Annotated in this window: 22 protein-coding genes; 19 read left to right on the top strand and 3 right to left on the bottom strand. The window is 73.4% G+C overall.

Features of this window, described 5'->3' with window-relative positions; genetic code table 11:
* Window positions 1–36: 36 nt before the first annotated feature.
* The 6 genes from OHB44_RS24955 (at window position 37) to OHB44_RS24930 (ending at window position 5,859) form a co-directional block, all read left to right on the top strand.
* On the top strand, window positions 37–456 hold the full coding sequence (locus OHB44_RS24955) for a TraR/DksA family transcriptional regulator (RefSeq protein WP_124854350.1): 420 nt from the start codon (window positions 37–39) through the stop codon (window positions 454–456).
* A 64-nt stretch (window positions 457–520) separates the two neighbouring features.
* Window positions 521–1,135, top strand: a complete 615-nt coding sequence (lspA, locus tag OHB44_RS24950; protein WP_238686001.1) for a signal peptidase II — start codon at window positions 521–523, stop codon at window positions 1,133–1,135.
* Entirely contained in the window at window positions 1,132–2,076 is a 945-nt protein-coding gene (locus OHB44_RS24945; RefSeq protein WP_091407730.1) for an RluA family pseudouridine synthase, read from the top strand. Before lspA ends, OHB44_RS24945 begins: the two co-directional genes overlap by 4 nt.
* A gap of 42 nt (window positions 2,077–2,118) precedes the next feature.
* On the top strand, window positions 2,119–3,150 hold the full coding sequence (locus tag OHB44_RS24940) for a hypothetical protein (RefSeq protein ID WP_266304892.1): 1,032 nt from the start codon (window positions 2,119–2,121) through the stop codon (window positions 3,148–3,150).
* A 95-nt stretch (window positions 3,151–3,245) separates the two neighbouring features.
* A complete protein-coding gene (locus tag OHB44_RS24935) occupies window positions 3,246–4,979 on the top strand; it encodes a MinD/ParA family ATP-binding protein (protein WP_330438440.1) in 1,734 nt (577 codons plus the stop codon).
* A gap of 55 nt (window positions 4,980–5,034) precedes the next feature.
* Window positions 5,035–5,859: a DUF2567 domain-containing protein gene (locus OHB44_RS24930; protein WP_330438439.1), complete on the top strand. Its 825-nt coding sequence runs from the start codon at window positions 5,035–5,037 to the stop codon at window positions 5,857–5,859.
* Here the strand turns inward: OHB44_RS24930 and OHB44_RS24925 are convergent.
* Window positions 5,774–6,481, bottom strand: coding sequence for an LON peptidase substrate-binding domain-containing protein (locus OHB44_RS24925; protein ID WP_330438438.1), 708 nt, complete (start codon window positions 6,479–6,481; stop codon window positions 5,774–5,776). The genes OHB44_RS24930 and OHB44_RS24925 overlap by 86 nt on opposite strands.
* Window positions 6,482–6,587: 106 nt before the next feature.
* Here OHB44_RS24925 and hisD point away from each other — a divergent pair, with 106 nt between their 5' ends.
* The 12 genes from hisD (at window position 6,588) to hisF (ending at window position 14,798) form a co-directional block, all read left to right on the top strand.
* The gene (gene hisD / locus OHB44_RS24920) at window positions 6,588–7,910 is read left to right on the top strand and encodes a histidinol dehydrogenase (protein WP_330438437.1); all 1,323 of its coding nucleotides are present in this window, start codon (window positions 6,588–6,590) and stop codon (window positions 7,908–7,910) included.
* Window positions 7,907–8,980, top strand: coding sequence for a histidinol-phosphate transaminase (locus OHB44_RS24915; protein ID WP_238686007.1), 1,074 nt, complete (start codon window positions 7,907–7,909; stop codon window positions 8,978–8,980). Before hisD ends, OHB44_RS24915 begins: the two co-directional genes overlap by 4 nt.
* Complete coding sequence (gene hisB, locus OHB44_RS24910; protein ID WP_030334475.1) at window positions 8,977–9,588, top strand: imidazoleglycerol-phosphate dehydratase HisB; 612 nt, start codon at window positions 8,977–8,979, stop codon at window positions 9,586–9,588. The genes OHB44_RS24915 and hisB overlap by 4 nt, the downstream gene beginning before the upstream one ends.
* A gap of 58 nt (window positions 9,589–9,646) precedes the next feature.
* Window positions 9,647–9,817 (top strand): hypothetical protein, encoded by a 171-nt coding sequence (locus OHB44_RS24905; protein WP_167362522.1) that lies wholly within the window; start codon window positions 9,647–9,649, stop codon window positions 9,815–9,817.
* A 13-nt stretch (window positions 9,818–9,830) separates the two neighbouring features.
* The gene (gene hisH, locus OHB44_RS24900; RefSeq protein ID WP_238680159.1) at window positions 9,831–10,463 is read left to right on the top strand and encodes an imidazole glycerol phosphate synthase subunit HisH; all 633 of its coding nucleotides are present in this window, start codon (window positions 9,831–9,833) and stop codon (window positions 10,461–10,463) included.
* Between the two features lie 36 nt (window positions 10,464–10,499).
* Window positions 10,500–10,823 (top strand): hypothetical protein, encoded by a 324-nt coding sequence (locus tag OHB44_RS24895; RefSeq protein WP_238686008.1) that lies wholly within the window; start codon window positions 10,500–10,502, stop codon window positions 10,821–10,823.
* A gap of 14 nt (window positions 10,824–10,837) precedes the next feature.
* On the top strand, window positions 10,838–11,563 hold the full coding sequence (gene priA, locus OHB44_RS24890) for a bifunctional 1-(5-phosphoribosyl)-5-((5-phosphoribosylamino)methylideneamino)imidazole-4-carboxamide isomerase/phosphoribosylanthranilate isomerase PriA (protein WP_091407754.1): 726 nt from the start codon (window positions 10,838–10,840) through the stop codon (window positions 11,561–11,563).
* Entirely contained in the window at window positions 11,560–11,949 is a 390-nt protein-coding gene (locus OHB44_RS24885) for a RidA family protein (protein ID WP_238686009.1), read from the top strand. The genes priA and OHB44_RS24885 overlap by 4 nt, the downstream gene beginning before the upstream one ends.
* An 81-nt stretch (window positions 11,950–12,030) precedes the next feature.
* The gene (locus OHB44_RS24880; protein WP_091407758.1) at window positions 12,031–12,477 is read left to right on the top strand and encodes a MarR family winged helix-turn-helix transcriptional regulator; all 447 of its coding nucleotides are present in this window, start codon (window positions 12,031–12,033) and stop codon (window positions 12,475–12,477) included.
* A gap of 5 nt (window positions 12,478–12,482) precedes the next feature.
* Window positions 12,483–12,914, top strand: a complete 432-nt coding sequence (locus OHB44_RS24875) for an organic hydroperoxide resistance protein (protein WP_330441276.1) — start codon at window positions 12,483–12,485, stop codon at window positions 12,912–12,914.
* A gap of 47 nt (window positions 12,915–12,961) precedes the next feature.
* Window positions 12,962–13,957: an NADP-dependent oxidoreductase gene (locus OHB44_RS24870; RefSeq protein ID WP_330438436.1), complete on the top strand. Its 996-nt coding sequence runs from the start codon at window positions 12,962–12,964 to the stop codon at window positions 13,955–13,957.
* Between the two features lie 73 nt (window positions 13,958–14,030).
* Entirely contained in the window at window positions 14,031–14,798 is a 768-nt protein-coding gene (gene hisF, locus OHB44_RS24865; protein ID WP_112582731.1) for an imidazole glycerol phosphate synthase subunit HisF, read from the top strand.
* 5 nt (window positions 14,799–14,803) lie between these two features.
* On the opposite strand, the gene OHB44_RS24860 is transcribed toward hisF, so the two are convergent.
* Both OHB44_RS24860 and yczE read right to left on the bottom strand, forming a co-directional pair.
* Window positions 14,804–15,265 carry a hypothetical protein gene (locus OHB44_RS24860; protein WP_196924558.1) on the bottom strand — a complete coding sequence of 154 codons (462 nt, stop codon included), beginning with the start codon at window positions 15,263–15,265 and terminating at the stop codon, window positions 14,804–14,806.
* A 101-nt stretch (window positions 15,266–15,366) separates the two neighbouring features.
* Window positions 15,367–16,038: a membrane protein YczE gene (gene yczE / locus OHB44_RS24855; protein WP_330438435.1), complete on the bottom strand. Its 672-nt coding sequence runs from the start codon at window positions 16,036–16,038 to the stop codon at window positions 15,367–15,369.
* Window positions 16,039–16,097: 59 nt separating this feature from the next.
* On the opposite strand from yczE, the gene yczR reads away from it, so the two are divergent.
* Entirely contained in the window at window positions 16,098–17,552 is a 1,455-nt protein-coding gene (yczR, locus tag OHB44_RS24850) for a MocR-like transcription factor YczR (RefSeq protein WP_238686013.1), read from the top strand.
* Window positions 17,553–17,601: the final 49 nt, after the last annotated feature.

The raw sequence follows: 17,601 nt of genomic DNA, 5'->3' as shown, positions 1-17,601 counted from the left end.
GCGGACCGCGCGGCTCCCCGGCCGAGGGAGCGACCCATGGCGAAGCCATCCGACACCAGGACCGCCGGGCGCAAGCCGGCAGCGAAGGCCACCCGCAGCACCGCGGAGACCGAGAAGATCCGGGCGGCGCTGGCGGCGCGGCGGGACGAGCTTCGCGCCGAGTACGATCAGACGCTGAGTGAGATCACCGAGCTGCAGCGCGATCGGCTGACCGACTCGGCCGGGGACGACCAGGCCGATACGGGCACCAAGACGCTCGAGCGGGAGCAGGAGATCTCTCTCGCCAACAGCATTCTGGAACGGATCACGCAGGTGGAGCGCGCGCTGGAGCGCCTCGACGAGGGTGGTTACGGCTGGTGCGAGCGGTGCGGCAACCCGATCCCGGTCGAGCGCCTCGCCGCCTTCCCGTCGGCCACCCTGTGTGTGACGTGCAAGCAGCTGGAGGAGCGGCGCTGAGGTCCGTTCCCCGGCGGCGATGAGACGGTGAGCGATCACCGCCAAGACTGTCGATGGGGAGCGCATGACCGCAGTACCGTCCGCCGAACCCGGCCGCACCGATCCGGGCGGCGGGACCCGCCGGCCCCGGGCCGTCGCGATTCTCGCCGGAGTCGCCCTGGTGGCCTTGGTGGCCGACCTGGTCACCAAGCACCTCGCGCTGGCCGCGCTGACCGACCGGGAGCCGGTCCGCCTGCTCGGCGGGTTCGTCTACCTGAGCCTGACCCGCAACAGCGGCGCGGCCTGGAGCATCGGCGCGGACCACACCTGGGTCTTCCCACTGATCACCATCGGTGTGGTCGGCTGGATCGTCTGGATGGCACTGCGGCTGCGCTCGCTGCCCTGGGCGGTATCGCTCGGCCTGGTGCTCGGTGGCGCGTTGGGCAACCTCGTCGACCGGATCTTCCGGGCGCCGTCCCCGTTCCACGGGCACGTGGTCGACATGATCAGCCTCTTCGACCCGTACGGTCAGGTCTGGCCGGTGTTCAACCTGGCGGACAGTTCGCTGGTCTGCGGTGTGCTGCTGGCCGTCCTGTTGGAGCTGACCGGCCGCCAACGTGATGGCCGACGGGCGGGGCGCGACGGCGACCCGGCCACCACGGACGCCACGTCGGGCGCCGAGCAGCGGGAGCGGGCATGACCTCCGCGTTCGCCGCTGGCGGCGACCACCGTTCCCTTCCGGTTCCGGACGGCCTCGACGGCATGCGCCTGGACCAGGCCGTGTCCCGCCTGTTCGGGCTCTCCCGCACCGCCGCCGCGGCCCTTGTCGACGCCGGGGACGCGCTGGTCGACGGCTCCGCCCGGCCCAACTCGCACAAGGTGAAGGCCGGCTCCTGGCTGGACGTCACGCTGCCCGCTCCGGTGGCACCGCCGACAGTGGTGCCGCAGGCGGTGCCCGGCCTGCGGGTGGTCTACGCCGACGACGACATCGTCGTGGTCGACAAGCCGGTAGGGGTGGCCGCGCACCCGAGCCCCGGGTGGACCGGGCCGACGGTGATCGGCGCGCTCGCCGCGATCGGGCACCGCATCTCCACCAGTGGCGCCGCCGAGCGCCAGGGCGTGGTGCACCGACTCGACGTGGGCACCACCGGGATCATGGTGGTGGCCAAGAGCGAGCAGGCGTACACGGCGTTGAAGCGGGCCTTCAAGTACCGCGAGGTGGACAAGGGTTACCACGCGGTGGTGCAGGGTCACCTGGACCCGCTGCGGGGCACCGTCGACGCGCCGATCGACAGGCACCCCACCCACGACTACCGCTGGGCGGTGGTCTCCGGCGGCAAGCCGAGCATCACCCACTACGACACACTGGAGGCGTTCCCGGCGGCGAGTCTGGTCGACGTCCGGCTGGAGACCGGCCGGACCCACCAGATCCGGGTGCACTTCTCCACACTGCGGCACCCCTGCGTGGGTGACCTCACCTACGGCGCCGATCCGACCCTCTCGGCCCGTCTCGGCCTGGCCCGACAGTGGCTGCACGCCCGCGAACTGAGCTTTTTGCACCCCCGAACGGGGGACGAGGTCCGGTTCGTCAGCGACTACCCTGACGACCTGGACCGTGCGCTTCAGATCCTGCGTGACTGAGCGGCGACCGCCCGACACCGTTCCACAGAGGGGATCCCGCCCGTGCGCGCCGGCAACCTGCTGCGGCAGCTGGACCAGCGCTTGCTGCCGCCGCTGACCCGGGCCGTGGCCCGGCTGGGCGACCGGTCGGCGCGCTCCGGCGTGCTCAGCTGGGCGGCGGTCCTCTCCGCGGCGGCGGTGTTGGGCACCGCCGTCTGGGCCGTCGACGACACTCCGGTCGGCGACCGGACGGTCGGCGAGGTGACCCGGGTCGGCGTTGCCGACGGCGACTCCGTCCCCGGCTACCTGCGGTCCGCCGCGGCCGACCTGGCCGCGCTGCCCGCGTCGCCGCCGGCCGCCGAGGGCGGGACGTACGCGCTGGTCACGCTCGACGCGTACCTTCCTCCGCAGCGGCTGGCGACGGTGCTCGGCGACGTCGGGGTCTCGACAGTCTTCGGGCGGGTTCCGCTGCCCGGCCGGCAGACCGAGATCGTCAAGATCCCCGCGCTGCGAGTGCCCGACGACGTGGTCGCCGGAATGGAACAGGTGGCGGCGCGCAAGGAGACCGAGGCTGCCGACTATCGGGCCAGGGCCGCCGCGGTCGACGGCGACGGGGTGGGCGAGCGGGAGTTGCGGGAGCAGTACGTTGGCGGCGCCGAGGTGGCCGCCGCCGAGGCGGCCGCGTACCGCACCGGCTGCGCCTGCGTCTACGCGGCGGTGGTTCGCGCGACGCCGGTGGCGCTGCGTGGTGTCGCGGCCCGGCCGGATGTACGGGCGGTCGACCCGGCCCCCGAGGTGTACCGGCTGGACCGGACGGTCTTCACGCCGCCGCTGCCCGAGCAGCGTGACGTGGTGCGTCCGCCGGCCGACACCGGGCCGAGCCCCGCACCGACCCGGTCCGAGCGGCCGGCACCGATGATCAGCGCACCGGCGCCGTCGACCCCAGTGGGCGAATCGTCGGAACCCGCACCAGTCGTGACGATTCCGTCACCCGAACCGTCGAAGCCGGAGCCCACCGAGTCGGCAGCGCCGAGTGTCACCACCTCGCCGGACGCCACCCTCGCCGAGCCGTCGCCGCCATCGCCGTCGTCGTGATCTGCGCCGGCTGGTGTGCGCTCTGAGGTGTGGTCCGAATAGGGTTGGGTTCGTAGCCTGTCAGACAGAGATCGATGGCGCTGGGAGGGCGGGCCGTGGAGGGCAGTGAGACCGGCTGGGGCCGGCCGGCCGAACCAGCGCCGCGGTGGCGCGCGCTGTTGGACCGTGCCCGGCTGGGCGGTCGCGGCGCGGAGCAGACCGAGCCGGAGCGGCGCGGCGAGGAACCGCCGCCGGACCCGCTGCCACGGCGTGCGGCCCCGAACGGCTACGCCGGGCGGGCACCCGCCATCGGGCATCCGGCCGACCTGTCGTACGGCGCGGAGCCTGCTTACCGGGCTGAGGCGACCTACCGGGTGGACCCCGCCTACCGGGCCGAGCCGGACTACCGGGCCGAGCCGGACTACCGGGCCGAGCCCGCGTATCGGACCGAGCCGGGTTATCGGGCCGAGCCGGGTTATCGGGCCGAGCCCGCGTACCGGACCGAGCAGCCGGACTACCGCGCCGAGCCGGACCATCGGGCTGAGCCGGGCTACCGGGCCGAGCCGGGCTACCGCGCCGAGCCGGACTATCGGGCCGAGCCCGGCTACCGTGCCGAGCCGGGCTACCTCGCCCCGCCCGGCTATCGGGCCGAGCCCGACTACCGGGCCGAGCCCGACTACCGGGCCGAGCCCGACTACCGGGCCGAGCCGGGTTATCGGGCCGAGCCGACGTATCGGGCCGAGCCCGAGCCGCCGGCACGCGACCCCGACCCGGTCCCGTCGCGCTACGCGTTGCTGGACAACGGCTACCGACCGGGCGACCCGCCGTTGGAGTCGCGGTACGCCCTGCTGGAGACCGGCTACCAGCCGGAGACCGGCTACCCGGCCGCTCCGCCCCCGCCGGTTGCCCCACCGCCCGCGCCGCCGGTCGCCGTGCCGGTCACACCGCCCGTCCCGCCACCACCCGCCCCGGCGGTCGGCTCGGCGGTCGCCGAACGTGCCTACCCGACCCGGATCGAATGGCGCCCACCGGCCGTCGACCAGGAGCAGGAGCGCGCCAACGGGGTGCTCCAACGGGACCTGGGCACGCCCCGGGTGTTCGCCTTCGCCAACCCCAAGGGCGGGGTGCACAAGACGACAGCCACAGTGCTCGCCGCGGCGACGGTTGGCAGCGTCCGCGGCAAGGGCGTGCTGGCCTGGGACGACAACGAGCTGCGCGGCACCCTCGGCCTGCGCGCCGGCAGCGCCCGGCACGCCCGGACGATCCGGCACCTGATCAGCGACCTGGCCCAGATCGAGATCCTGGAGGGCGCGACCCTGCTGGACCGGCTGGACGACTACCTGCGGCACGCCTCCGACGGCTCGTACGACGTGCTGGCCGGCGAGGAGAGCCCGCGCTTCGCCCAGCGACTGGACCAGTTCACCGTCCGACGGGTGCTGGAACTGCTGCGGCGCACCCACGACGTGGTCTGCGTGGACACCGGCAACAACGTGGAGAGCCCCAACTGGCGCACTGTGATGCAGGCCGCCGACCAGCTGGTGGTGACCACAGTGCCCCGGGAGGACGCGGCGTTCAGCGCGGACTGGATGCTCGACCTGCTGCACGAGGAGGGCATGGGCGAGTTGGCGGACAACGCGATCACCCTCATCTCCTGCCCGACCCCGGGTCGCTCGACGCTCCAGGACGACCTGGAGCGGCACTTCGCCACCCGTACCCGGGGCGTGGCCGTCGTGCCGTACGACCCGGCTCTGGAGACCGGGTCGTCGATCGAGTACCACCAGCTCCAACCGGAGACCCGGCAGGCGTGGCTGCGGGCCGCGGCGATGATGGTGGAGCCGTTCGCCCGGTGAGCTGGTCTGCCGCCACCGGAGCCCGGCCGCGCACCGGGCCTGAGAGGATCATCGGGTGAGCCCGGACAACCCCGACCGTGAGCGGCCCGTCGACGAGCCCGACCAACCCGCGCCACCCCGTACGCCGCACGCGCAACAGCCGGAGGTCGACAGGTCGACCGGGACGGCGCCGGGCGAGTTCGGTGCGGGCCACCTGCCGGCGGCGTACCAGAGCTCGCTGGAGCTCCGGTTCGACGAGCCGCGTCGTCCGCTGCGTGCCCTGGCGGCGGTGCTGGGCGTCGTACTCGCGCTGGCCGCGCTGGGTGTTCCCCTCGGGCTGCTCTGGGCCGCGCTCGCGCCGGACACCCCGGTGCTCAAGACCGCCGAGGGGGCGATCTACGCCGAGCCGCAACCGGAGCAGCCGATCGCCGCCGACGGCTGGTTCAGCCTGCTCGGGCTCGCCTTCGGGCTGCTCGTGGCATTCGCCCTGTGGTTCGTGCTGCGTCGGTGGCGCGGCCCGGTCGGGTTGCTCGCCGCGGTGCTCGGCACCCTGGTCGCCGCGCCGGTGGCCTGGCAGGTGGGACGGCGGATCGGTCTGGCCGCCTTCGACCGGCTGCTGGCGACCGCCCCGGCCGGGCAGGCCTTCAGCAAACCCGCCGACCTGCGGGCCGGGGGAGTGGACTGGCTGCTCGGCGTGCTGCCGGTGCCGCACGGCAACCTGCTGCTGCCGGCGTTCGGTGCCGCGGTGATGTACACCCTGCTGGCCGGTTGGTCGCGGTGGCCGGGTTTACGCCCGGAGCCCGAGCCGGGGGAGTTCAGTTGGGTGTCGGCGGGGACGCCAGCTCCGACAGCGGCACCGGAACCGCCCGCACCTGACGCAGCAGAGCCGCCTCGCGGTTGAGCAACCGCAGCTCGGCGCGGAGCCGGGAGGCGGTGTCGTCGATGGCCAGCAGCCGTTGCCGGTCGTCGACGGTGAGCGCCGCGGTCGCCGCCACCAGGTGCGAGAGCACTGTCGGGTCCTCCGGCAACTGCTCGGAGATCTCCTCCGGGTCGGAGCGGATCAGGCCGAGGTACTGCCGGAAGACCGCGATCACCCGGGCGGCCAGCAGATCGGCCACCTCGTCCGGGCCGCCCGGGTCGGGCAGCCACTCGACGTCGGCGGTCAGGTAGGGCTCGGCGCTGTCGTCGATGTCGGCGATGCGGAACCGGCGGCGGCCGACAGTGACGATGTCGAAACCACCGTCGGTCAACTCGGTCACCTGGCGTAGCTCGGCGGTGCAACCCACCTCGTGCAGCGTCACCTCGCCGGCGCTCGACCCGGCCGGGGCGCCGGCGGGACCGGCGGGCGCGACCTCCCAGCCGGCCTGGATGGCCACCACGCCGAACTCGCGCGGGGCGCCGTCGGGCAGGCCGACCAGGTGCCGGACCAGCGCCCGGTAGCGCTCCTCGAAGATGTGCAGCGGCAGCACCAACCCGGGAAAGAGCACCGTTGCGAGCGGGAAAACCGGCAGCCGTGCGGTCACATGGTCGAGCCTAACCAATCTCGCCCCCGGGGGCGTGGCCCGGCTCACCGTCCCGGCGGACGGGCGGCTCGGGTGGACGTCGGGCCGGCCGCCTAGACTCGCAAGGGTGCTGAATCGGATCGACCTGCGCGACGGTCTCGGTGACCCGCGCCGCCTGCTGCCCCGTGCCCAGCTCGACGTGTCCGTCGCCGTCGAGCGCATCCGGCCCCTGGTGGAGGCGGTCCGTGAGCATGGCTACCCAGCGATCCGGGAGGCCAGTGAACGGTTCGACGGCATCTCCCCGGAGGTGCTGCGGGTGCCGGTCGAGGCGATCACCGAGGCGGAGGGGGTGCTCGACCCGGCGGTGCGTGCCGCGCTGCTGGAGTCCATCGCCCGGGCCCGTCGGGTGCACGACGACCAGCGGCGCACCGACCACACCACGAAGGTGGTGCCCGGCGGCACTGTCACCGAGCGGTGGCTGCCGGTCGACCGGGTCGGCCTCTACGTGCCCGGTGGCCTGGCGATGTACCCGTCGACTGTGGTGATGAACGTGGTGCCCGCCCAGGCGGCCGGGGTGCGCTCGCTGGTGGTGGTCAGCCCGCCGCAGAAGGACAACGGCGGCCTGCCCGATCCCCGGGTGCTCGCCGCGTGCGCGCTGCTCGGCGTCGACGAGGTGTACGCGGTGGGCGGGGCCCACGCGGTGGCGATGCTGGCGTACGGCGCGGCGGTGGACCCGGCGGGTGAGCTGCGGTGCGACCCCGTCGACCTGATCACCGGCCCCGGCAACATCTGGGTGACCGCCGCGAAGCGGCTGCTGCGCGGCGTGGTCGGCATCGACGCCGAGGCCGGGCCGACCGAGATCGCCATCCTGGCCGACGACACCGCCGACCCGGCGCACGTGGCCGCCGACCTGATCAGTCAGGCCGAGCACGACCCGCTCGCCGCGAGCGTGTTGGTCACCCCGTCGGTGGCGTTGGTCGAGGCGGTCGAGGCGGAGTTGGCCCGGCAGGTGCCGGCGACCAAGCACGCCGAGCGGGTCACCACGGCGCTGACCGGTGAGCAGAGCGGCGTGGTCCTGGTCGACGATCTCGAGGCGGGGCTGCGGGTGGTCGACGCGTACGCGGCCGAGCACCTGGAGATCCAGACGGTCGACGCCCGGGAGTGGGCGCTGCGGGTCCGCAACGCCGGGGCGATCTTCGTGGGCGCCTGGTCGCCGGTGTCGCTCGGCGACTACTGCGCCGGCTCCAACCACGTGCTGCCCACCGGCGGCTGCGCCCGGCACTCCTCCGGCCTGTCGGTGCAGTCCTTCCTGCGCGGCGTGCACCTGATCGAATACACCGAGGCCGCGCTGCGCGAGGTGGCCCCGCACGTGGTCACCCTTGCCAACGTGGAGGACCTGCCCGCGCACGGCCAGGCGGTCCAGGCCCGTTTCCCGGGAGGGGCGGCGTGACCAGCCTGGACGATCTGCCGATCCGGGCCGACCTGCGGGGGCTGTCGCCGTACGGGGCGCCGCAGTTGGACGTGCCGGTGCGGCTCAACACCAACGAGAATTCCCACCCGGTGCCGGAGCCGGTGGTCGAGGCGATCGGCAAGGCGCTCGCGGCCGAGCTGCGCGAGCTGAACCGCTACCCGGACCGGGACGCTGTGGCGCTCCGCGCCGACCTGGCCGAATATCTCGGGCACGGGCTCACCGTCGAGCAGGTGTGGGCGGCCAACGGCTCCAACGAGATCCAGCAGCAGCTGCTCCAGGCGTTCGGCGGGCCGGGGCGCACCGCGCTCGGCTTCGTTCCGGCGTACTCGATGCACCCGCTGCTGGCCCTCGGCACCGGCACCCGGTGGGTGCCCGCCGCGCGCGGCGTCGACTTCGGGTTGACCGCCGAGGAGGCGGTCGCCCAGGTCCGCGAGCACAGGCCGGACGTGGTCTTCCTCTGCTCGCCGAACAACCCCACCGGCACGGCACTGGACCCGGCGGTGATCGCCGCGGTGCTCGACGTCGCGCCCGGCATGGTGGTCGTCGACGAGGCGTACGCCGAGTTCGCCCGACCCGGGACGGTCAGCGCCCTCGCGGTGCTGCCCGGCCACCCACGGCTGGTGGTCACCCGGACGATGAGCAAGGCGTTCGGCTTCGCCGGTGGCCGGCTGGGTTACCTGGCCGCCGACCCGGCGGTCGTGCGGGCGGTGCAGCTCGTCCGTTTGCCGTACCATCTCTCCGCGCTCACCCAGGCCGCCGCACGCGCGGCGGTAGCCCACCGCGACGCCCTTCTCGGTACGGTGAGCGCGATCATGGCGCAGCGGGACCGGATCGTGGCGACGCTGCGCGAGCGGGGGTTGCGGGTCGCCGACAGCGACGCCAACTTCGTGCTCTTCGAGGTGGGCGGCGACCAGACCATCGTCTGGAACGCCCTGCTGGCGCAGGGGGTGCTGGTCCGTGACGTCGGCCTGCCCGGCTGGCTGCGGGTGACCGCCGGCACCGCCGCCGAGACCGACGCCTTCCTTTCTGCAATGGAGACTTCGCAATGAGTCGGACCGCCCGGGTGGAACGGATCACCAAGGAGACCAAGGTCCTCGTCGAGATCGATCTCGACGGCACCGGCGCCGCCGAGATCAGCACCGGCGTCGGCTTCTACGACCACATGCTGCACCAGATCGCCCGGCACGGCGGCTTCGACCTGACCGTGCGCACAGTGGGTGACCTGGAGATCGACGCGCACCACACGATCGAGGACACCGCGCTCGCCCTGGGTGCGGCGTTCGACCAGGCGCTGGGCGACAAGGCCGGCATCCGGCGGTACGGCTCGGCGACAGTGCCGATGGACGAGGTGCTGGTCAGGGCCGCGGTGGACCTCTCCGGTCGGCCGTACGTGGTGCACGACGAGCCGGTGCTCGCCCCGTACATCGGGCCGGTGTACGCGACCAGCATGACCCGGCACATCTGGGAGTCCTTCGGCCAGGCGGCCCGGGTCACGCTGCACGTCGACGTGCTGCGGGCGGCCCGGCCGGGTGGTCACCCGGACGCGCACCACGTGGTGGAGGCGCAGTTCAAGGCGGTTTCCCGCGCGTTGCGTGAGGCCACCTCGATCGACCCGCGGTCGGCCGGGGCCATCCCGAGCACGAAGGGCGCGCTCTGATGAGCGCGGGGAGTGCAGCGCAGCGGAGCCCCGCAGTCGCGACTGGAAGGTGGCTCTGATGGGTGCCGCGTTGCCGACGTTGCTGCTGATTCTGGCCGGGGTGCTGGTGGGCGGCACCTGGTCGCTCTACCGGCAGGGCGCGCCGAAGGCCGCCGTGCTGATCACCGCGGCGCTCGCGGTGCTCGCCACCGTCGCCGGGGTGCTGCGGCTGCTGCCGGAGAACGGGTGATCGGGGTGACGACATGAGTGGCGTGGTGGTGCTCGACTACGGCTCGGGCAACCTGCGCTCGGCGGAGCGGGCGCTGGCCGCCGCCGGAGCGGACGTCCGGGTGACCGACGACCTGGCCGCGGCGGCTGCCGCCGATGGTCTGGTGGTGCCGGGTGTCGGCGCGTACGCGGCGTGCATGGCGGGGATCGAGGCGCTGGGCGCTGGCCCGGTGATCGCCGAACGGGTGGCTGCCGGCCGGCCCGTGCTCGGCATCTGCGTGGGCATGCAGGTGCTCTTCGAGCACGGTGACGAGCATGGAGTGGTGACCAAGGGGCTGGGGTTGCTGCCCGGCGGGGTGACCCGGCTGGCCGCCACCCGGTTGCCGCACATGGGCTGGAACACGGTCCGGGCGCCGCGGGAGTCGGTGCTGTTCGCCGGGTTGACGGAGCGGAGCCGGTTCTACTTCGTCCACTCGTACGCGATGGGCGACCCGGCGGCCCTGGCGGCTGCCGGTGCCACGGTGACCACCGCCCACCACGACACGGATTTCGTCGCGGCGGTGGAGCGTGGCTCGTTGTCGGCGGCCCAGTTCCACCCGGAGAAGTCCGCCGACACCGGTGCCGCGCTGCTGCGCAACTGGCTCGCCACGTTGCCCAGTGGTGACTGAGCGCCGTCGCGCGGTGCCCGAGCGACGGGCGTCGCGGTGAGCCGGGAGCGCGCCCGCCGGCGGGCGGAGCGGGAGGCGGAGCAGGCCCGGGAACGGGCGGTCCGGCAGCGCCAGGTCGCCCGGCGGCAACGCCGCCGCGCCGTGGTCCGCACCTTGACGCCGCGGCTGCGGCGGGGTCGCTCCGGGCGGCTGGCCCGGCACACTCGGGGTGAGCGGGCCGCGATCGTGCTGCTCACCGGCGCGGCGTTGTTGCTGATCTGGACGTTCGTCGACAACCTGGCGTTGCGTATCGCGCTGATCGTGCTCTTGCTGCTCGTACTGCCGGCGATCGTGGTGATCGCCCTGGACCGTCGTACCTGATCGAGGAGAAGACCTTGAGCCTCACCCTGTTACCCGCCGTGGATGTCGCTGACGGCCGGGCCGTCCGGCTCGTGCAGGGCGCCGTCGGAAGCGAGAGCATCTACGGCGACCCGTTGGACGCGGCGCTGGCCTGGCAGCAGGACGGCGCGGAGTGGATCCACCTGGTCGACCTGGACGCGGCGTTCGGTCGGGGCACGAACGCGCACCTGCTCGCGGAGGTGGTGCGCCAGTTGGACGTGAAGGTGGAGCTTTCCGGCGGCATCCGTGATGACGAGTCGCTGCGTGCGGCGCTGGGCACCGGTGCGGCCCGGGTGAACATCGGGACCGCCGCGCTGGAGGACCCGGTCTGGTGTGACCGGGTGGTCGCGGAGTACGGCGACCGGGTGGCCATCGGGCTGGACGTGCGGGGTCACACCCTGTCGGCGCGGGGTTGGACCCGCGACGGTGGTGACCTGTACGAGGTGCTGGAGCGGCTGGACAAGGCGGGCGCGAGTCGGTACGTGGTCACCGACATCACCAAGGACGGCACGATGCGTGGGCCGAACCTGGATCTGCTGCGCGAGGTGTGTGCCCGTACGGACCGGCCGGTGATCGCCTCGGGTGGCGTGTCCACCCTGGACGATCTGCGGGCGCTGGCGACCCTGGAGTCGGCCGGGGTGGAGGGTGTGATCGCCGGCAAGGCGCTCTACGCGGGTGCCTTCACTGTGGCCGAGGCGCTGCGGACGCTGGCCGAGGCGTGACGACGACCCGGCTGGGGTCGGGCGGCCCGTGGGAGCAGCGCTACGGGTACTCCCGGGTGGTCCGGGCCGGTGAGCGGGCCTGGACGGCCGGTTGCACGTCGACTGTGGACGGCCGGGTGGTGCACGTCGGTGACGCGGCCGCGCAGACCGCGCAGGCGCTGCGGATCGGGTTGGCCGCGCTCGCCGAGGTGGGTGCGGAGCCGGGCGATGTGGTCCGGACCAGGATGTACGTGACGGACCGGCTGCACGCCGACGAGGTGGGCCGGGCGCACAACGTGGTCTTCGGCGCGGTCCGGCCGGCGGCCACCCTGGTGGTGGTGGCGGGTCTGCTGGACCCGGAGCACCTGGTCGAGGTGGAGTTGGAGGCGTACCTCGGCGATCGCTGAGGTGCTGCGGCGGGCGGCCTGCTGGGCCGTCCCTCGGCCCGATAAGTTGTGCACAACTTAATTGTGGGCTACGGTTCAGCGGTGACCGATGACCTGGTGCTGCGCCGGCAGGTGTGCTTCGCGCTCTACGCCGCGTCGCGCGCACTGACCGACGTCTACCGGCCGATCCTCGACGAGGTCGGGTTGACCTACCCGCAGTACCTGGCGCTGCTGGTGCTCTGGGAGCGTCCCGACGACGCCCCCACGGTGTCCGAGTTGGGCGCCGAGCTGCGGCTGGACTCCGGCACGCTCTCCCCGCTGCTCAAGCGGCTGGAGGGGGCGGGCCTGGTGGTGCGGCGGCGGTCGGCCCGCGACGAGCGGCGGGTCGAGGTGGGCCTCACCGAGCAGGGCCGGGCGCTGCGCGAGCGGGTCTGCGACGTCCCGCTGCGGATCGCGCAGGCCACCGGGCTGGGCTTCGACGAGCTCGTCGCGCTGCGCGACACCCTCACCCGGGTCACCGACACCATCCACCGACAGAAGGAGCAGTGACCACCATGCAGGTTGTCTACACCGCGTCCGCGACCGCCACCGGCGACGGCCGGGACGGCCACGTCGAGACCTCCGACGGCACGTTCACGCTCGACCTGGCCGTGCCGAAGGAGATGGGCGGCGCCGGTGGCGCGGCCAACCCCGAGCAGCTCTTCGCCGCCGGTTACGCGGCCTGCTTCCACAGCGCGCTGCGGCTGGTGGCCCGACGCGCCAAGGCCGACGTGACCGGTTCCGTGGTCGGCGCCGAGGTGGGCATCGGCCCGAACGGCAACGGCGGCTTCGGGCTCACCGTGCAGCTCGTCGTCGACCTGCCCGCCGCGCCCCGCGAGGTCGCCGAGCAGATCGTCGAGCAGGCCCACCAGGTCTGCCCGTACTCCAACGCCACCCGTGGCAACGTCGACGTCACCCTGACCGTCCGCGAGACCCTGTCCGCGTGACCTCGCGGCCCCAGGCACCCATCCGCGGACGAGAGGACGACCACCCCGTGACCAGCAACCGCGAGATCCACCTGGCCAGCCGCCCCCAGGGCTGGCCCACCGAAGACACCTTCCGGCTCGTCGAGACCGAGGTTCCGACGCCCGGACCGGGCCAGATCGTGGTCCGCAACCAGTACATGTCCGTCGACCCGTACATGCGTGGGCGGATGAACGACGTCAAGTCGTACGTGCCGCCGTTCGCGCTCGACGCGCCGCTCGACGGTGCCGCCATCGGTGAGGTGGTGGCCAGCGAGGCGGCGGACATCGCCGTCGGGACCACAGTCCTGCACGGGCTGGGCTGGCGGGAGTACGCGCTGCTCGACGCCACCGCGGCCCGCCCCGTCGACCCGAGCATCGCCCCGGTCAGCGCGTACCTGAGCGTGCTCGGCATGACCGGGTTGACCGCGTACGCCGGTCTGCTGGAGGTGGCCGCGATGAAGCCCGGCGAGACGGTCTTCGTCTCCGCCGCGGCCGGCGCGGTGGGCAGCCTGGTCGGCCAGATCGCCAAGCTCAAGGGCGCCGGCCGGGTGATCGGCAGTGCCGGCTCGCCGGCCAAGGTCGAGCGGCTGCGGGCGCTGGGCTTCGACGTCGCCTTCGACTACCACGACGGGGTCCGCGAGTCGCTGCGCGCGGCCGCCCCGGACGGCGTCGACGTCTACTTCGACAACGTGGGCGGTGACCACCTGGAGGCCGCGATCTCGGCCCTGAACCTGCACGGCCGGGTGGCCATCTGCGGCATGATCGCGCAGTACAACGCCACCGAGCCGCCGGCCGCCCCGCGCAACCTGGCGCTGGTCATCGGCAAGCGGCTCACCCTGCGCGGCTTCCTGGTCAACGACCACAACGACGTGCGGGCGGCGTTCGTGCGCGACGTCTCGGGCTGGCTGCGCGACGGCACGCTGTCCTACGACGAGACGATCGTGGACGGCATCGAGAACGCCCCGGAGGCGTTCATCGGCGTGCTGCGCGGCGACAACCTCGGCAAGATGCTCGTCAAGGTGTGACCCAGGCCTCTCTCGCGGCGGTCGACCCGATCGGGTCGACCGCCGTGCCGTGTGCGGAGGATAGGCTCGCGGCATGACGGTGGCGGTACGGGTGATCCCCTGTCTGGACGTGGACGCCGGGCGGGTGGTCAAGGGGGTCAACTTCCTCGACCTGCGTGACGCCGGCGACCCGGTGGAGCTGGCCGCCGCGTACGACCGGGCCGGCGCTGACGAGTTGACCTTCCTCGACGTCACGGCGTCCTCCAGCGACCGGGGCACCATGCTCGACGTGGTGCGCCGCACCGCCGAGTCGGTGTTCATCCCGCTGACCGTCGGCGGTGGGGTCCGGCAGGTCGCCGACGTGGACACGCTGCTGCGCGCGGGCGCGGACAAGGTCGGCGTGAACACCGCCGCCATCGCCCGTCCGGAGCTGATCGCCGAGATCGCCGACCGGTTCGGCCGGCAGGTGCTCGTGCTCTCCCTCGACGTGCGGCGCTCGCCGAACGGCGGCACGCCCAGCGGCTTCGAGGTCACCACCCACGGGGGTCGGCGTGGCACCGGCATCGACGCCGTGTGGTGGGCGCACCGGGGCGCCGAGCTTGGCGCGGGGGAGATCCTGCTCAACTCGATGGACGCCGACGGCACCAAGGCGGGCTTCGACCTGGAGTTGATCGCCGCGGTGCGCGCGGTGGTGGACGTGCCGGTGGTGGCCAGTGGGGGTGCCGGCGAGGTGGCCCACTTTCCGCCGGCGATCGGCGCCGGCGCGGACGCGGTGCTGGCCGCCAGCGTCTTCCACTTCGGCGAGCTGACCGTCGCCGAGGTCAAGGACGCACTGCGCCTCGGCGGCCATCCGGTGCGCTGAGCCGCTCAGCGCTCGCCGGAGTGCCCCTCCGGTGACCGCCGGGGCGACGGGATCGACCGCACCGCGTATTCCTGGACGGCAGCCGCGTGGTCGGCCTCGTCCAGGATCCAGTCCGCGCTGCCGGGCGCGTGCCGGCGGGTCAACACACCCTGCACCGTGTCCACCATGGTCGCCACCCCCGCGCGCGGGCGGGTACGCCAGAGCTGCTCACCCTCGGCGGTGATCCGGAACCAGCCGTCGGCGACGCTGACCAGCCCGGCGCCGACCAGCCGCTGGACCGCGGCTTCCACCTCGTGTCGCTGCGGAATCGCGTGGTTGAGGTGGTCGGCGGTGGAGAGCACGTCGGTCAGGCGGACGCCCTCCGGCCGTCGGCTTGTCGCCGATCGACGATGCCGTCCGGCCCCGCTCGCGATGACGAGCGACACGAAGATCCAGGCGTCGTTCCAGCGCCAACCGTTCTCCCCCATGCAGAGATGATGACGGCGCGCGTCACGGAAGGGAACACCCACCCACGAACCGGTGCGCGGCACCACCGCCACGTACCGGTTCGCGGACGGTCGGTGAGGGCTCAGCCGGCCGGGGCGGCCGGCGCGGGGTCGCCCGGCGGGGGCGCGGCGCTGTCCGCGGCGGTGCCCTGCGGCACGGCGAACAGCGGGATGAAGAACTGGGCCAGAGGGCCGATGGCCAGCGCGTACGCGACGGTGCCTACGCCGACAGTGCCGCCGAGCAGCGCGCCCAGCGCCAGCACGGTGACCTCGATGACGGTGCGCACCAGTCGGATCGACCGGCCGGGCCGGCGGGCCACGTACCCGGTCATCAGACCGTCGCGGGGGCCGGGCCCCAACCGGGCGCCGAGGTAGAGAGCGGTGGCGGCGCCGTTGGCGACGATTCCGATGATCAGCATCGCGATCCGGACGCTGAGCGGGCCACCCGCGGGCAGCAGGGCCAGTGTGGCGTCCACGACCAGGCCGATCACCACGACGTTGCTGACAGTGCCGAGGCCGGGCCGCTGCCGCAGCGGGATCCAGAGCAGCAGGACCAGCGCGCCGACGCCGATGGTGACGGTGCCGAAGGAGAGCCCGGTCAACTCGGAGAGCCCCTGGTGGAACACGTCCCACGGGTCGAGGCCCAGGTCGGAGCGGATCATCAGGGCCATGCTGACGCCGTAGACCGTGAGCCCGAGGTAGAGCTGGACCAACCGTCGAACCGGTCGGTGCCGCAGATTGCCAAGCAGTGCCATGCATGCCACCCTAGGTGCCAATCCTCGTCGAGGAAGAAGCCAATATTCGAGGAGTGGCTATGAGCGGGCAGGTTCGCGGCGTCCAATTGGCCCGTCTGCTCGGGCAGTGGCATTCCTTGCCCGGCCGCCGCCGCAGCCCCGACTACGCCGCGCTGGCCGGCTCGGTGCGCGGGCTGCTCGCCGACGGCCGGCTGCCGCTGGGCGTCCGCCTCCCGGCCGAACGGGAGCTGGCCGAGGCGCTGCGAATCAGCCGGACCACTGTCACCGCCGCCTACCGGCAGCTACGCGAGACCGGGCACCTCGCCAGCCGGCGGGGCGCCGGTAGCTGGACGATGCTGCCCGGCAACCACCGGGTGGCCAGCACCGGCCTGTGGACCCCGCTGGACGACCGGGAAATGCTCGACCTCGGCGTCGCCGCGCTGGCCGCACCGCCGCAACTGCTGTCGGCCGCGCGGGCCGCCGCCGAGGACCTGCCCCGCTACCTGAGCGGGGCCGGCTACCACCCGACCGGCATCATCGAGCTGCGCGAGGCGGTGGCCGACGCGTACACCGCCCGGGGTCTGCCCACCTCGGCCGACCAGATCATGGTCACCAGCGGCACCCAGCACGCACTGGATCTGGTGCTGCGGCTCGCCCTGGCCCCGGGCGGCACCGTGCTGGTCGAGTCCCCGACCTACCCCAACGCCCTCGCCGCGCTGGCCGGCCGGCGGGCCCGGATCAGCACCCACGGGCTGGCCGCCGACGCCGGCTGGGAGGCCGACCTCCTGCTGGGCAGCCTCCGACAGACCCGACCCAAGCTGGCCTACCTGATTCCCGAGTTCCAGAACCCGACGGGACATCTGATGCCCGCCCCACTCCGCGAGCGTGTGGTCGCCACCGCGCACGCGGTCGGCACCGATCTGATCATCGACGAGTCCTTCGTGGACCTGTCGATGGACGGCACCGAGGTGCCACCCCCGGTCGCCACCTACGACCGGCACAGCCGGGTGGTCAGCATCGGCGGGATGAGCAAGCCCTACTGGGGTGGTCTACGGATCGGCTGGGTGCGCGCGTCAGCGCCGCAGGTGCAGCGGCTGGCCGCCGTGCGGGTCGGGGTCGACATGGCCAGCCCGGTGCTGGACCAACTGGTGGCGGTGCACCTGCTCGCCGACGCCGAGGCCATCGTCGCCGACCGCCGCGTCCAGTTGGCCGTCCAGCGGGACGCCCTGCTCGGCGCGCTCGCGCACCAACTGCCGGAGTGGCGGGTCACAGTGCCACGCGGTGGCGTGACGCTGTGGGCCGAGTTGGACGGCCCGGTCTCGAGCGCACTGGCCCGGGCCGCGGAGGAGGTCGGCGTACGGCTGGCCCCCGGCCCCCGGTTCGGCCTGGACGGCACCCTGGAGCGTTTCCTGCGGCTGCCCTTCACCCTGCCCGCGGCGGACCTCGTGGAGGCCGTGGGGCGGATCGCGGCGATCCGCTACGACCTGGACCGGGCCGGCCGCCAGCGGTGGCGCGAGCCGGCCGTCATCGCCTGAGCGGCCTCGCTGCCACGAACGCCGGTGGCCCCGCACCCGCTCGGGTACG

It is taken from the genome of Micromonospora sp. NBC_00821 (assembly GCF_036347035.1).
GTDB classification, from domain to species: domain Bacteria; phylum Actinomycetota; class Actinomycetes; order Mycobacteriales; family Micromonosporaceae; genus Micromonospora; species Micromonospora hortensis.
The sequence above is the reverse complement of the archived record's forward strand: the minus strand, read 5'-3'. Positions and strand labels throughout refer to the sequence as shown.